At 65.1% G+C, this 15,232-nt stretch carries 14 protein-coding genes; 5 read left to right on the forward strand and 9 right to left on the reverse strand.

Translation table 11 applies throughout. From position 1 onward, the window contains the following. Window position 1: 1 nt before the first annotated feature. From NOF55_RS07935 to NOF55_RS07970, 8 genes are all read right to left on the reverse strand, one after another. Entirely contained in the window at window positions 2–886 is an 885-nt protein-coding gene (locus NOF55_RS07935; RefSeq protein ID WP_306410804.1) for an ABC transporter permease, read from the reverse strand. A gap of 23 nt (window positions 887–909) precedes the next feature. Beyond that, window positions 910–1,860, reverse strand: a complete 951-nt coding sequence (locus NOF55_RS07940; RefSeq protein ID WP_306410805.1) for an ABC transporter permease — start codon at window positions 1,858–1,860, stop codon at window positions 910–912. Window positions 1,861–2,146: 286 nt separating this feature from the next. Continuing rightward, window positions 2,147–3,826, reverse strand: coding sequence for a peptide ABC transporter substrate-binding protein (locus NOF55_RS07945; RefSeq protein ID WP_306410806.1), 1,680 nt, complete (start codon window positions 3,824–3,826; stop codon window positions 2,147–2,149). 71 nt (window positions 3,827–3,897) lie between these two features. Beyond that, the gene (locus tag NOF55_RS07950; protein ID WP_306410807.1) at window positions 3,898–5,229 is read right to left on the reverse strand and encodes an NAD(P)/FAD-dependent oxidoreductase; all 1,332 of its coding nucleotides are present in this window, start codon (window positions 5,227–5,229) and stop codon (window positions 3,898–3,900) included. A gap of 1 nt (window position 5,230) precedes the next feature. Then, window positions 5,231–5,929, reverse strand: a complete 699-nt coding sequence (locus NOF55_RS07955; protein ID WP_306410808.1) for an SDR family NAD(P)-dependent oxidoreductase — start codon at window positions 5,927–5,929, stop codon at window positions 5,231–5,233. Next, window positions 5,926–6,444, reverse strand: a complete 519-nt coding sequence (locus NOF55_RS07960; protein WP_306410809.1) for a MarR family winged helix-turn-helix transcriptional regulator — start codon at window positions 6,442–6,444, stop codon at window positions 5,926–5,928. Before NOF55_RS07960 ends, NOF55_RS07955 begins: the two co-directional genes overlap by 4 nt. 326 nt (window positions 6,445–6,770) lie before the next feature. Beyond that, window positions 6,771–8,405: an ABC transporter ATP-binding protein gene (locus NOF55_RS07965; RefSeq protein ID WP_306410810.1), complete on the reverse strand. Its 1,635-nt coding sequence runs from the start codon at window positions 8,403–8,405 to the stop codon at window positions 6,771–6,773. A gap of 46 nt (window positions 8,406–8,451) precedes the next feature. After that, window positions 8,452–9,399 (reverse strand): LysR family transcriptional regulator, encoded by a 948-nt coding sequence (locus NOF55_RS07970; RefSeq protein WP_306410811.1) that lies wholly within the window; start codon window positions 9,397–9,399, stop codon window positions 8,452–8,454. A 127-nt stretch (window positions 9,400–9,526) separates the two neighbouring features. Between NOF55_RS07970 and NOF55_RS07975 the strand changes: the two genes are divergently transcribed. The 3 genes from NOF55_RS07975 to greA all read left to right on the forward strand — a co-directional run bounded on the left by NOF55_RS07975 (window position 9,527) and on the right by greA (window position 12,053). Continuing rightward, a complete protein-coding gene (locus NOF55_RS07975; RefSeq protein ID WP_306410812.1) occupies window positions 9,527–10,075 on the forward strand; it encodes a GNAT family N-acetyltransferase in 549 nt (182 codons plus the stop codon). A gap of 203 nt (window positions 10,076–10,278) precedes the next feature. After that, the gene (gene corA / locus NOF55_RS07980) at window positions 10,279–11,427 is read left to right on the forward strand and encodes a magnesium/cobalt transporter CorA (protein ID WP_306410813.1); all 1,149 of its coding nucleotides are present in this window, start codon (window positions 10,279–10,281) and stop codon (window positions 11,425–11,427) included. Between the two features lie 143 nt (window positions 11,428–11,570). Continuing rightward, a complete protein-coding gene (greA, locus tag NOF55_RS07985) occupies window positions 11,571–12,053 on the forward strand; it encodes a transcription elongation factor GreA (protein ID WP_306410814.1) in 483 nt (160 codons plus the stop codon). Window positions 12,054–12,075: 22 nt separating this feature from the next. Here the strand turns inward: greA and NOF55_RS07990 are convergent, their stop codons facing one another. Then, entirely contained in the window at window positions 12,076–13,020 is a 945-nt protein-coding gene (locus NOF55_RS07990; RefSeq protein WP_306410815.1) for a LysR family transcriptional regulator, read from the reverse strand. A 146-nt stretch (window positions 13,021–13,166) separates the two neighbouring features. Between NOF55_RS07990 and NOF55_RS07995 the strand changes: the two genes are divergently transcribed. Both NOF55_RS07995 and NOF55_RS08000 read left to right on the forward strand, forming a co-directional pair. Continuing rightward, on the forward strand, window positions 13,167–13,964 hold the full coding sequence (locus NOF55_RS07995; protein WP_306410816.1) for an alpha/beta hydrolase fold domain-containing protein: 798 nt from the start codon (window positions 13,167–13,169) through the stop codon (window positions 13,962–13,964). 64 nt (window positions 13,965–14,028) lie between these two features. Next, window positions 14,029–15,210, forward strand: coding sequence for an efflux RND transporter periplasmic adaptor subunit (locus tag NOF55_RS08000; RefSeq protein WP_306410817.1), 1,182 nt, complete (start codon window positions 14,029–14,031; stop codon window positions 15,208–15,210). Window positions 15,211–15,232 lie beyond the last annotated feature (22 nt).

The following is a 15,232-nucleotide window of genomic DNA, read 5'->3' on the forward strand; positions in this document are numbered from 1 at the left end:
CTCAGTTCAGGTCGCTACGGGCGTCGAGCGCGTCGCGCAACCCGTCACCGATGAAGTTGAAGCTGGTGACGGCAAGCGTGATCGCCACCCCCGGCACGATGGCGAGCCACGGCGCGCGGTCGAGATATTGCTGCGCGCCGTTCAGCATGTTGCCCCAGCTCGGCAGCGGCGGCTGGATGCCGTAGCCGAGGAAGCTGACATAGGCTTCGAGCAGGATGGCGCGGGCGACTGTCAGCGTCGCCGCGACGATGATCGGGCCGATGACGTTGGGCAGAAGCTCGCGGAACATGATGTGGCTGTTCCTGAGGCCCAGCATGCGCGCCGCCATGACGAAATCGCGCTCGCGCAGCGAGCGTACCTCGGCCTCGACGATGCGGGCGATCTCCATCCAGCTCGTCACCGCGATGATGACGGTGATCATGAACGGGCTGGGCTTGATGAAGGCGGCGAGCGCCAGAAGCAGGAAGATCGACGGAAACGACAGGAAGGCATCGACGAAGCGCATCAGCGCCGCGCCGATCCGCCCGCCGTAATAACCGGCGGTAACGCCGATCACCGTGCCGATGACGGTAGAGATCAGCATGGCGAAGAAGCCGACCAGCAGCGAGATGCGACCCGCCATGAACAGCCGGGCGGCGATGTCGCGCCCGAGCGGATCGGTGCCGAAGATGTGCGCGCCGGTCATCGGCGGGGCGAAGCGGGCGCGAAGGTCGATGTAAAGCTCGTCATAAGGCAGGAGATACGGCCCGACGACGCAGGCGAAGGTCAGCACCGTGATCATGACGACGCCAACGATGGCGAGGCGATGGCGGGCGAAACGCCTCAGCGTGCGGTTCTGCCACCAGCGGCTCTTGGCTTCGGGACCGAGGGAAACGACAGCGGACATGGGCTTCTCCTTGTTGACCGGAATCAACCGAGCCGGATGCGGGGATCGACGAAGGCGACGAGCAGGTCGGCGACGAGATTGCCGGCCAGCACGAGGATGGCGGAAAACATCAGGAGGCCCATCACCACCGGATAGTCGTTGTAGCCGAGACTGTCGAGGAACAGGCGGCCCATGCCCGGCCAGGTGAACACCGTTTCCGTGACCAGAGCGCCACCGAGGATGCTCGGGAGTTGAAGGCCGGCGAGCGTGATCATCGGCAACAGCGCATTGCCGACCACATGCTTCATCAGCACGCGGCGCTCCGTCAGCCCCTTGGCCTTGGCGGTGCGGATGAAGTCCTGGTTGATGACCTCCAGCGTCGCCGTGCGCATATAGCGGCTCCAGATGGCGACGTTGACGAGGGCCAGCACGAGGCTCGGCATGATCAGGTGGATGGCGTAATCGCCGATCGAGCCGTCGCCGATCGTGTACATGTTGCCGGCCGGCAGCCATTTCAGCCACAGCGAGAAGACATAGATGGCGACGAGGCCGAACCAGAACGTCGGGATCGACAGCGCCACCATAGCCCCGATGGTCGCCGAATAATCGAAGATCGAATAGCGTTTCGTGGCACCCTTGATGCCGATCCATGTGCCGATGATGATGGAAATCACCGTGGACGTGCCCATCAGCAGCAGGGTGGCGAAGAGATGGCGGTTGATGACCGTGAGAACCGGCTGGTTGTCACGGTAGGAACGACCCCAGTCGCCCTGCACGAGACGCCACAGCCAGTCGAGATATTGCACCGGCAATGGCCGGTCGAGGCCCATCTGCGCGGCGATGCGGTCCATCGCCTCCTGGGTCATGCCCGGCGTCAGCGCGAATTGCGACAGCGGGCCGCCCGGGGTGAGGTTCAGCACGGCAAAGCCGATCATCGACACGATCACGAGCAGGATGAGGCTCTGCCAGAGCCTGCCGAGGAGGTAACGCAGCATGGCGACGGTCTCCGTTGGTTATGGAACGGCCGGGCGGCGAGTCCGCCGCGGCCTCGTGTTTGCGGGGAGGCGCAAGAAGCACCCGGCTGCCCCTCTGGCTGCCGCCATCTCCCCCACAACGGGGGAGAACCCCGGAGGGACCGGCTTCGCCAAAATCCGCCTCGCCGCCTCTCGAAAGGTCGATGGAGGGAAGAGGCCACCGCGAAACGTCTCCCCCCTTGTGGGGGAGATGCCCGGCAGGGCAGAGGGGGTTGGCGGCAAGGGAGAAACCCGAGCCGCGCCCTTCTTACGTCTCCCAGTACCAGTCCTTGACGTTCCAGGTGTCGATACGCACGTTGATGTTCGGATCGATGCCTTGCACGCCCTCCCTGTGGCCGCGCACATTGGCATACTGGAACAGCGGCAGGAGCGGCAGTTCCTCGCGGATGATCTCCTGGATGCGGCCGTAGATCCGCTTGCGTTCCTCGGGCACGAAGACCCTGCCGCCCTCGTCCAGCAGGCCGTCCACTTCCTCGTTGACGTAAAGCCAGGTGTTCTGGCCGTTGCCGCCCTTGGCCGGCGAGGAGGTCGACTTGAAGCGGTCGGACACGTCCGGGTCGGCACCGGTCAGGAAGTTGATGCCGACGACGACCGAGTCGAACTCCGATTTCATCCAGTAATCGCCCCACATGACGGCGGGCGGCAGGTTGGAGATGGTCATCTCGACGCCGATCTCCTTGAAGGACTGCTGGAGATATTGCTGCACCTGCTCGCGGATGTGGTTGCCCGCCGTGGTGGAGTTGGTGAAGGAAAGCTTCACCCCGTCCTTGGCGCGGATGCCGTCCGGCCCCGGCGCCCAGCCGGCGTCGTCGAGCAGCTTGTTGGCCTCCTCGATGCTGAACGCGTGCTTAGGCAGGTCTGCATTGTAGTAGTAGGACTGCTGCGGCACGAAGGACTCGGTCGGCGCGGGCAGGCCGTAATAGAGCGCGTCGATGATCGTTTCCTTGTCGATGGCGGCATAGAGCGCCTGACGCACGGCGGGATCCTTGAACTGCGGCTTGTCGAAGTTGAGGGAGAAGGATTCCACCGAAGCGGTCGGCACGACCGTAACCGTCTTGCCGGGCAGGTCCTTGGCCTCGTCGTAATGGTCCGGCGTGATGTATTGCAGGCCGATGACGTCGATGTCGCCGGTCTTGAACTGGGTGTAGAGCACCGTCAGGTCCGGGATGTACTTGTAGATGACGCGCTCGATATACGGTCCCTCGCCCCAGTAATCCGGGTTGGCAACGAGTTCGAGATGGTCGCCCGCCACGCGGTTCTGCCACTTGAACGGGCCCGTGCCGATCGGGGCGTTGTTGAAGGGCGCGTTGTTCTTGTCGTCCACCCCTTCGAAGGCGTGCTTCGGCACGATGAAGGTGTCGGCGAGGATCGAGGCATAGGGCGCGAACGGCGCCTCCATCTTCCAGGTGATCTCGGTCGGCGAGACCACGGTGATGTCACGCACCAGCGAATGGCCGGTCTTGCGCCAGCTCATGAAATCGGGATCGACCAGCAGTTCCAGCGTGAACTTCACGTCCTCGGCGGTGAACGGCGTACCGTCGTGCCACTTCACGTCGTCGCGCAGGATCACCTTCCATGTCAGGCCGTCCTCCGAAATGCCACCGTTCTCGACGGTCGGAACCTCCTTGGCCAGCGCCGGGGCGAAGGTACCGTCCGGGCTGATGCCGAACAGCGGATCGTAAAGCGAGAAGTAGACGCCGTCGTCGACCTCGATATGCAGGAGATGCGGATTGAAGACGGTCGGCTCCTGCGAGAAGCCGACGATGATCTGGCCGGTCGGCGTTTCCGGCGGCGCGGCGCGGGCCGTTCCCTGCCCGAGCATGCTGGGCATGACGAGGCCGGCGGCTGCGCCCGCCAGCATCAGCGACAGCGTCTGGCGCCGGGTGGGATGCATGAGGGCGCTACGGCCCTCGAGGACTTTCGGCATTTTCTCTTGCATGGCTATTACCCCTTTTATCGTTGGTTGCTGACTGTGTGCGGAAGCGGCCTCCGATCCGTTCAGAAGCCGCTGATCAGCTCGATCTTCGAGCCATCGGAAAAGCGTGAGAAACGGAACGCCGTGCGCTCCACCACCGGCTCCCGCCCGGTGACGATGTCGGCCATCAGCTTGCCTGCCGCCGGGCCGATGCCGAAGCCGTGGCCGGAAAAGCCTGTGGCGACGTGCAGGCCCGGAATGGCGGCGACGGCGTCGATCACCGGCACGGCATCCGGCGTCACGTCGATCATGCCCGCCCAGCGCTGCGCGATCTCGGCCTTCTCGAACACCGGGAAGGCCTTCTTCAGGTTGGCGAGCGCAACGGTGGTGAGCTTCTTCGAGGGCACCGGATCGAGCACGCGGTGATATTCGAACGGGCTCGCCTCATCGAGTGCCCAGCGGCGCGGAATGCGCGCCTCATCGAAGAAGCGGCTTCCGACGCGGAATTTCAGCGAGCGCCACTCCTTCACCAGCGCGGGCAGGAATTTCGTGGCGTAGCGGAAGGAGGCGGGCACGATATCGACGATGTTCTCATGGCCGGAGGCGATGGTGTAGCCGCCGTCCTGGCGCTTGCGGATGGCGAAGCCGCTCGACCACATCGCCTCCTCCGGTCCGCCTTCGAGCGGCTTCGTGCGCAGCACCGAATTCATCACCTTCAACTGCGGCAGGTCGAGGCCGTTATTGCCGAGGAAGAGGCTGGACCACGCCCCGCCCGCCAGCACCACGGCGGAGCAGGCGATCTCGCCGCGCTCGGTGACGACGCCGGACACCGCGCCGCCGGAAAGCTGAAGGCCGCGCACCGCGCATTCGGTGAGGATATGGGCGCCCTTGTCGCGCGCGGCTTCCGCAATCGCCGGAGCAGCCTTCTGCGGCTCGGCGCGGCCGTCGGCGGCGGTATAGAGCGCGCCTTCGACATTCATGTTGGAATCGGGATATTTCGCCTTGAACTCGGCACGGCTGAGCATGCGCGTTTCGAGCTGGTAGCCTTCGAGATTGCGGTTCCAGCGCTCGTGATCGTCATATTCCTTCTGGTCGGCGCAGGTGAAGACGATGCCGGCCCGCTTGTAGCCGGTGTCGCGGCCGGTTCGGCGGTCGAGATCGGCCCAGATGCGCAGGGCTTCCGCCATCAGCGGTACCTCGCGCGGGTCGCGCCGCGAAATGCGCACCCAGCCCCAGTTACGGCTCGACTGCTCGTGGCCGATGCCGCCTTTCTCGCACAGCGCCACCTTCAGGCCCCGTTCCGCCAGTTCCAGCGCCGTGGACGTTCCGATGATGCCGCCGCCGATGACGACCACATCGACCTGTTTCGGCAGTTCCGCATCGCCGTGGACGGGAACGACATAGGGACCGGGCATGTCAGAAGGACTCCTCGAGCTGGCAATTGACGGCGAATTCGGCGACGGACGCCTCGTTCGGCAGGGAAACGAGCATGGCGATGATGCGGGCGAGATCGTCCGGGCTGGTCATCGCCGCGTCGCCGCGGTCTGTGAGGCCGCGCGCCATGTCGGTCGCGACGAAACCGGGGCAGACGGCGGTGGCGCGGATGCCCCGCTCGAAGCCCGCGTGGCGGATGGCGTGAGCGAGTGCGACGGCGGCGAACTTGGAAACGGAATAGCTGCCGGAGCGGGCGGATTTCACCCGCTTTCCGGACAGCGAGCCGACGATGACGACCCGGCCCCGTCCGCTGGCGGCAAGCGGCTCCCAAGCAGCCTTCACGAGCTGGCGCGGCGCCTTGACGTTCACCGTCAGCAGGGCGTCGAAATCCTCGTCGTCGGCCTCGATCACCGTCTTCGGGATCATGATGCCGGCATTGGCGACGACCGCGTCGATCCGGCCGAACCGGGACATGGCCTCATCGACCCAGGCGCCGGCACTGCGGCCATCCGTGGCGTCGTAGGCGACGGCCTGATGAACATCGTCCAGCGCCCATTCCGGCAGCGCCGGCCGGCGCATGCCAAGGGAAACGCTCCAGCCCTGCTGCGCGAAGACCTTCGCCGCGCTTGCGCCGATGCCCCGGCCCGCACCCGAAATCAGCACCACTTTCCTGTCCGTCATGGTTCTCCGCTCGTCTTGTTTTTTCCGGCCGGTGGAAGGCCAACGATGCGCCGGTAGGTGCGCCCCAGAACCCGGATCAGCACCGCATGCTCCTCGTCCGTGATATCGGGAAAGAACTCCCGCGACTGCCTGACCACCCTCGGCCTGATTTCCGCAGCGAGAGCCCGCCCGCGGCCGGTTATGAAAAGCCCCTGGGCACGATTGTCGTCGGGTGCGACCTCACGCGTCAGAAGGCCGCTTTCCTCCATCTGGTCGACCAGCCGCACCATTGCCGACCGGTCCCGCTGGATCAGCGTCGCGATCACCGAGGGCCGGATACCGGGGTGGCGGTCCACCAGAAGCAGCGTGGTGATCTTGCCGGTGCCGCGCGCCACCTCCAGCCCATCGAGACTGGCATCGAGATCGCGCGAGATCGCCATGTTGATCGACCGGATGTAGAAACTCAGCGTATCCTCCAGCACATCAAGACCGATATCGGCCATCGGATTGCGCTGCATCTTCATTTCATCCGCCATCACACCTCGCGGGAACGTAAAGCCATCCGCGGCGAACGCCGCTCGCCGGGCATCATGCGCGTGTCAAGGCACGCGTTAACTCCATTCCGATTCATCACCGAAATCACAAGATTATCAGACCGTTGGAACTGCAAATGCGCCCCCGCCCTATGCGGCAAGGCGTCACTTCATTGCTTCTGCAATCGTATTCAACGCCCGTTAGTGGACTTTTGCAACTATTTTTTTAACGGACTGCCACATTTTCTTGCGTTCCGAAAACTGCCCATCAAACGGGCAGATTGCACCCCGGAAAACACCGCCTCCGGGACACGCCGGAGCCGGCCCGGTCAGGCCGCCGGCTCCCACTCGCTGCCGGGAATGGCGGCGACGAGCTGGCGGGTATAATCGCTTTCGGGCGCACGGAAGATCTGCGACGGCGGACCGTATTCGACGATATTGCCCCGGTACATCACCGCCACGTCGTCGCAGATCTGGCTGGCGACCCTGAGGTCGTGGGTGATGAACACCATCGCCAGCTTCATTTCCGTCTGGATTTCCGAAAGAAGCTGGAGAATCTGCGCCTGGATCGACACGTCGAGGGCGGAAACCGCCTCGTCGGCGACGATCAGCATCGGATCGAACATCAGGGCGCGGGCGATCCCGATGCGCTGGCGCTGGCCGCCGGAAAATTCGTGCGGATAGCGGTTATAGGCCCCGGCGTCGAGGCCGACGCGCTCCAAAAGCCGCATGGCCCGGGCCCGCGCCTCGTGGATGGGTGTGGCATGGGCCACCGGCCCGACGGTCAGGATGCGGCCGATCGTCTGGCGCGGATTGAGCGAGGCGAACGGGTCCTGGAAGATCATCTGGACATACGGCCGCATGGAACGGAACTCGTCTTCCGGCAGCGGCGCGATATCGCGGCCATTGAAGAGGATCTCGCCGGAATCGCTCGGCATCAGCTTGAGAAGCAGTCGCCCCAGCGAGGATTTGCCCGAGCCGCTCTCCCCGACCACGCCGAGCGTCCGTCCCCGGGCGATGGTGAAGGATACGTCGTTGACGGCGTTGACGACGCGCTCCTTCGAAAAGAAGCCGCCGCCCAGCCGGTAGGTCTTGCACAGGTTGCGGACCTCCAGCACCACGGGCGTGTCGCTCTCGTTCTCGCGATCGGCGGCGCGCATGCGCGGCACGGCGGCGATCAGGCGCCTGGTATAGGGATGTTCCGGCGCCCTGAGCACCTTTTCCGCCGGCCCCTGCTCCACCAGACGCCCTTTCTCCATGACGATCACCCGGTCGGCGATCTCGGCCACGACGCCGAAATCGTGAGTGATGAACATCACGCTCATCTGCTTCTTGCGCTGGATCTTCGCGACGAGTTCCAGGATCTGGGCCTGCGTGGTGACATCGAGCGCGGTCGTCGGCTCGTCGGCGATCAGCACCTGCGGCTCGAGCGCCAGCGCCATCGCGATCATCACGCGCTGGCGCTGGCCGCCGGAAAGACGGAAGGGATACTGGTGCCGCATGAGCAAGGGGTCCGGCAGGCCGACCTCGGTGATCAGTTCCAGCACGCGCTTCTCGCGCTCCTCCGGCGTGCCGATCCCGTGGGCCGTCATCACCTCGGCGATCTGGTCGCCCACCGTCATCAGCGGATTGAGCGCCGAGAGCGGGTCCTGAAAGATCATCGACACGGCCCGGCCGCGCAGCGAGCGCAGCTTTTCCCTGTCGGCGGCCAGAAGGTCCGTTCCGTCGAAGCGGATGCTGCCGCCCGAAACCTTCAGGGCAGGGGAAAGCAGCCCCATGACGGCATTGGCCGTCACCGACTTGCCCGAGCCGGACTCGCCGATGATGCAGAGGATTTCCCCCGCCTTCAGATCGAAGGAAATATCTTCCGCCGCATAGGGACGGTCCATGTTGGGCGGCAGGCTGACGGTCAGGTTCCTGACGGAAAGAAGCGCGGGGGCTTCGGGTGCGGCAGTCTCGGTCATGCGGTTCCCCTTCTGGATCGTTATGCGCAGTTCCGGTCGATTGTCCTCATGCAAGAACGATGCCGTTTGCGGCCGGAGCCGATCGGACGAGATCGAACGCTTCCCCGATACGGGGAGCCGCACGCTCCAGTTCGGAAATGAATATGCGCAATCCACGATCGCGGATTTTTTCACGGCGCATGACATAACCGAGTTCTCGGTCGACGGGCGGCTGTAATTCCACGACGACGGTGCCGGCAGGCGTGACGCCCAACGCCGATCCGGGCAGCACCGTGCTTCCCAGGCCGGCGGCGACCAGGACCTTGATGGCTTCCACGCTGCCCAGTTCCATGATGGGTTTGGGCTCGACGCCCGCCCTCTGGAACCAGCCGTCCGTGATGGCGCGGCTCTGGCCGCCGGTCTCGTAGAGGATAAGGGGGAGAGTTCCCAGTTCTTCCGGCGCGATGGCGCGGCGATGGCTGCGTGCCGCTTCGGGAAGAAGGGCGACCAGCGGATCGAATGCAAGGTGAGTGGCGCTGAGCGACGGCCCGACCGATCGCGGCATCGTCACCAGCGCGATATCGAGATCGCCCGCTTCGAGGCGCTGCAAAAGATCGGCGGTATTCCCGATGGAAACCGAAATATTCAGCCCGGGCATGGCCTGCTTCGATCCGTGAAGCACGCCCGGCAGGATGTATATGCACGCCGTCGCTCCGGTCCCGACCCGCACCCGGCCGGTCTCGCCCGACCGATGCTCCAGCATGCTGGCCACCGCGTCGTCGGCCGCCGCCAGCGCCCGCTGCGCCGGCTCCAGAAGCGATCGGCCGGCAGGGGTCAGGATGAACCGGCCCGCCGCACGGTCGAACAGCCTGACGTCCAGAACGCGCTCAAGCTCGCGCAGTTGCTGGCTTGCCGCCGGCTGCGTCAGCCCGACCGCCCGGGCGGCCAGTGAAACGCTGGCCGTCTCGACGATAGCAAGAAAGGTGCGAAGCTGGCGAAGGGTCGGATGCCGCATACCGAAATATTATACCAATGCGGCGTATTGAAAAGTTTTTCTTCTGCCCGATGGCGGTTTTGTCTTACGCTCCGGCCCATTCACGCCCCAGCGCCGACCCGGCCCAGCGACAAGGAACGACGACCAGATGACCAGTCCCGCGCCCTCGATTTCCACAGGCAAGACCGTCGAGTTGAGACGTCTGGCAGCATCGGACTCCATTACGGAACTGACGGACCTCCTTCACCGGGCCTATGCGCGGCTGGCGGCGATGGGCCTGCGCTACATGGCGACGCACCAGTCCGAGACCGTAACGCTGGAGCGGATCGATCAGGGCGAATGCTATGTGGCCGTGGCGGAGGGACGTCTCGTCGGCACGATCGTTTTCAAGGAAGCGGCACGCACGGCCGGCTCTCCCTGGCTGGATCGACCGGAAATCGCAAGCCTCGGCCAGTTCGCCGTCGATCCGGGCCTGCAAGCGCAGGGTCTGGGCAGGCGTCTGCTGGATTTCGTGGAAGGACGCGCGCGCCAAACCGGAGCCCGGGAGATCGCGCTCGACACGGCTGAGCCCGCCACGCATCTCGTTCAATGGTACGGGCGGTGCGGCTACAGGTTGATCGAGCATGTGCGATGGAGCCACACCAACTATCGCAGCGTGATCATGAGCAAGCCTCTCGGCCCGGCCGTAACGCCGTGAAATCCGGCCACTTCCCGTTCCACCCCCCCTGCCCGGGCGGCCCGCAGCCCTGCCTGCCGCCCGGCAAACCGGACCGTGTTACGGGCGAGACGGCGGGAAGGTCGTATCGCCACGCCGACCCTGCTCTTTAGCGGGAGCGAACCGGCGCGAGCATGTATATAATCTTCCGGCCATGCCCTGCGAATCCGAGAGGTGCGAGACGAATGAAAGACCAGAACCGGCCGACGCGCCGCTTGCAGGCCCTGCGACGGCGACGGCGGTTGACGCCGCCGGGCGCACCGCCCGGCACGCTGATTGAGAACCCTGACGCGCCTCATCCGAAAATCCAGTGCATCGCCTTCGGCCCCGGCGGCCTGACGGAAACGGACGTCGCCTCCGCCGATGACGTGCCTGCCCTGGCGGATGGCCAGACGGTCCGCTGGATCAACGTGGATGGCGTCAGCGACACAGGCACGGTCCAGAAGATCGGCCGGGCCTTCGGGCTGCATCCGCTGGCGCTGGAAGATATTGTCGACGCTCACCAGCGGCCGAAGGTCGATATCTACGAGGAACATCTTCTCATCATAGCGCGGATGCCTGTCGGCCACCCGGTCGACGGCAATGGCGACACAGCCGGCGCAAAACTGGAAACGGAGCAGGTGGCCATATGCCTCGGCCGCGATTTCGTCGTCACCTTCCAGGAACAGCCCGGAGATGCCTTCGATCCCGTCCGGCGGCGACTGCGCGCGGCCGACGGCCAGTTTCGCGCCCGCGGGGCGGATTATCTCGCCTATGCGCTGATCGACGCCGCGACAGACGTCTTCTTTCCCCTGCTGGAAGTCTATGGCGAACAGGTCGAGGACCTCGAGAACCAGGTCGTCGAACAGCCCGAAATCAGCCAGATCGGCCGCATTCACGACCTGAAACGCAATCTCCTGACGGCGCGGCGTGCCGTCTGGCCCCAGCGCGAGATGCTGAATGCGCTGGTGCGCGACGAATCGCCGTTCTTCCGCGCCCAGACCCGGGTCTATCTGCGGGACTGCTATGACCACACGATCCAGCTCATCGACATGATCGAAACCTATCGCGAAATCGCCTCCGGCCTGATCGACATCCATCTGTCCAGCGTCAGCAACCGGATGAACGAGGTGATGAAGGTGCTGACGATCATCTCCACGATCTTCATCCCGCTGTCCTTCATCGTCGGCGTCTACGGCATGAACTTCGATCCGGAAGTCAGCCCGTGGAACATGCCGGAACTGGGCTGGCGTTACGGCTACCCGGCCGTCCTGCTCTTCATGATGACGATTGCGGGCGGACTGGTATGGTCGTTCTGGCGACGGGGATGGATCGGCAAGGACGGCAGGCGTTAGGGTCCGTAGTCAATCAGGCTGTGTGTTCCGCCGGCCGGGATGAGCCGCGCGCCATCGCCGCCACAGGTTGACGACACCCGAAAAATCGGGCTGTTCGACAGATCCCTGCGGCCAGCCCGCGAGACGAAGAAAGGGAGTTCGGGATGAGCGTCGCCTTCACCAAGGAAGAAAGTGCCGAAACGGCATCAGAAACGCTGCTGCCCGACCGACCGGTTTCGCCGCATCCGAACCTCGTGACGGAAGAGGGATTGAAGGCGCTGCAATGGCAGTTGAAGCAGGCGCGCGAGGCCTGCGAGGCCGCTGCCACGATCGAGGACATAAACGAGCGCCGGCGGCAGACGGCAGCCCCCTTGCGCGACCTGCGCTATTTTGCGGAACGGGTGCGCACGGCTCAGCTCATGCCCGCTCCGGCGTCCCGCGACGTTGTCGCCTTCGGCAGCACGGTCAGCTTCAGCCGCGACGACGGGCCGGTGCAGACCTACCGCATCGTGGGAGAGGACGAAGCCGACCCGAAAGCCGGCACGATCTCCTACGTTTCGCCGGTGGCGAGGGCTCTCATGGGCAAGGCGGTCGGCGATGTCGTCAGCCTCGGCGACCGGGAACTGGAAATCACCGCCATCGCATAGAGCGCGAGGACCCGGCCTGTCTTCAGGACAGGCAAAGGGGCTGGCCCGTCGCGACAGCGCCGGCAGGCGCATCGATCTGCTGGAGCCGTTTCGCGATCCAGTCGACGAAGACGCGGACCTTGTTGGAAACGTGCCGCGTGCCCGGATAGACGATATAGAGCGGTATGCTCTCGCATTCCCAATCCGTCAGCACCGGCACGAGTTCGCCCTTCGCCAGCGCCTCGCCAATGAAGAAGGGCACCGACTGGATGACGCCGATGCCGGCCAGGCCGGCATTCACATAGGTTCGGTGATCGTTGACCGAGATCACATAGCGCGGGTCGATCTCGTGAAACTCGTCGCCGCGCCGGAAGTCCATCTGCCAGACGCGGCCTGTCGGCGCATTGAGATAGCCGACGCAATGATGTGTCGTCGCAAGCTCCTGCGGATGCGTTGGCGTGCCGAAATTCTCCAGATAGAACGGCGCCGCATAGCAGCGAAGCTTCAATTCGCCGACCTTGCGGGCCACCAGCGACTGGTCCGCGGGCGTGCCGCCGCGCAGCGCGCAGTCGACGTTCTCGGCGATGTAATCCACCAGTCGGTCGCCGATGCCGATATCGAGCTGGATCTGCGGGTAACGGGCATGGAAGTCGCAAATGCCGGGCAGCACGATCGTGTCGGCGAAGGCGCCTGCCATTTCCACCCGCAGCCGGCCGCTGGGCTGCGCCTGTGCGAGCGAGAGGCTGCCGTCGAGTTCGTCCAGTTCGGCGAGGATCTGCGTGGCGCGCTCGTAGTAGAGCGCCCCGTCCGTCGTCACCATCACGCGGCGGGTCGTGCGGTTGAGCAGCCGGGTTCTCAGATGCGTCTCCAGCGACCGGACCATATTGGTCACGGTCGTCTTCGGCATGTTCAGCGCCGCCGCCGCCCGGGTGAAATTGCCCAGTTCCACCACACGCACGAAAACCCGCATTGCCGAAAGCTGATCCATGAACGTGCCGCTCCTTGTGCACCGCAACATTGTTCCTGATTTTGGAATAGTGTTGCCCAAATTTTCATGCTTCTCATATCTCGACGGAACAATAATATGGAAAGCAACGGGGCGGCAAGTGGGTTCCGGCAACGGGCGAGCGTTCCATGAAAGCTGAGTGGCAGGAGATGCGGATCGGACCGGCGGCGACGGAGCCGGCTTTCGTACGGATCTACGATGGCGGCGCCCACGCCAGGACGGCACCGGTGGTGCTCTATCTCGGCGGCGGCGCTTTCCAGCGCGCCGAGCGGCCAGAGACGGAAACGCCCGTGGCGCGGCGGCTTGCCGAATGCGGCGCCTTCGTGATGGAGGCCGATTGCACCGGCGCTTCGTCGAACATCTTTCCGGAGGCGCTGGAACGGACCTTCGGGCTTCTGGCGAGCCTCAACGCCTGCCGCAAGACGTTCGGCGGCACGAAATCGCCGCTGCTGATCGCCGGCGAGGAGGCCGGCGGCAACATCGCGGCGGGCGTGGCGCTCAAGGCGCGCGACCAGATGCCGGGCGAGCTGCGCGGGCAGATTTTGCTGTCGCCGATGCTCGATCCGCTGATGGTCTCCGGGTCGATCCGCCGGGCCGACGAGATCGGCATGCTGCGCCGCTGGTCGGACGGGTGGAGCCGCTACCTGCGCGCCGCCTGCGGCCTGTTCCACCCCTATGCGGCCCCGTGCCAATGCACGCGGCTGGCAAGGGTGGCCCCGGCGCTGGTCATGACGGCGGATGACGATCCGCTGCGCGACGAGACGCTGGGTTATGCCGACCGCCTCGCCGCCGCCGGTGTCGCCGTGCGGCGGCAGGTGCTGCCCGCCGGCTCCGGCTGGACGGGCCTTTACAGAAATGAAGAAGGGCCGTGGCTCGACGCCGTGGCAGACGCATTCTCGTCCTTCGTCGATACTTTGAAGCATTGACCGCATGACGTTTAGAACCAACTGACGGCTCCTTTTCCCGCGAGGAGCCCAAGGAGAGAAAAACATGACCGCCAGAAGAAACCGCTGGGCCCTGTGGGGCACCGGCACCGCCATCCTTTTGTCCTCCGTTGGCGTGGCCGTCCACTTCGACCTCCCCTCCGACGCGCGCGCCGCGACGGAGGAAGCGGCGGCACCGCCCGCCGTTCCCGTCACCGTCGCGACGCTGCGGCCGGAAAACATCACCACCTGGCAGGAGTTTTCCGGCCGTCTGGAGGCTGTCGACCGGGTGGAGATCCGCTCGCGCGTCGCCGGCGAGATCCGCTCCGTCCATTTCCGCGAAGGCGGTCTGGTGAAGACCGGCGATCCGCTGATTTCCGTCGACCCCGCCCCCTTCGAGGCGGCGGTGGCGCAGGCCGATGCACAGGTGACGGCGGCGCGGGCGCGTCTCGATCTCGCGGATATCGAGCTTGAACGCGGCAAGGTGCTTTCGACCGGCAACACGATTTCGCGCAGCGAGTTTTCCCAGCGCGAAAGCGCAAGGGCGCAGGCCGATGCCGCATTGCGCTCCGCCGAGGCGACGCTGCGCATTGCAAAACTCGATCTCGGCTATACCGAAATCCGCGCGCCGATCGCGGGCCGGGCCGGCAAACTCGAAATCACGCCCGGCAACCTGATCGCCGCCGGCGCGGCCTCTCCCGTGCTGATGACGCTGGTTTCCGTCGATCCGGTCTATGCGAGCTTCAACGTATCGGAAGACATGGCCGCCCGCATGCTGGAGGCCCTGCCCGCGAAAGAAGGCATGCCGGCCATCGAGCAGGTGCCGGTCGAGATCACCGTGCTCGGCGACGGCAAGGTTCCGGTGCGCGGCAGCCTCCAGTTCGTGGACAACGAGGTGGACAGGACCAGCGGCACGGTCCGCCTGCGCGCCGTCTTCGCCAATCCGGAAGGGCGGCTCATTCCCGGCCAGTTCGTGCGCATCCGCCTGGGCGAACCGAAGGCGGAAGACCGGCTGGCCGTCAGCGAACGCGCCATCGGCACCGATCAGGACAAGAAATTCGTTCTGGTGGTCGGCACGGACAATGTCGCCTCCTATCGCCAGATCGAACTCGGCGCGAAGGTCGAAGGCAAGCGCATCGTGGAAAAAGGCCTGAACGCCGGCGAACGCATCGTCGTCAACGGTTTGCAGCGCATACGCCCCGGCGCGGCCGTCACCCCCACCGAAGACGGCGAAGTCGCCCGCCAGTAAGGGCCTGCCGGCGGGACATCCC

The organism is Ectorhizobium quercum, assembly GCF_026552795.1.
GTDB classification, from domain to species: Bacteria; Pseudomonadota; Alphaproteobacteria; order Rhizobiales; family Rhizobiaceae; genus Ectorhizobium; species Ectorhizobium quercum.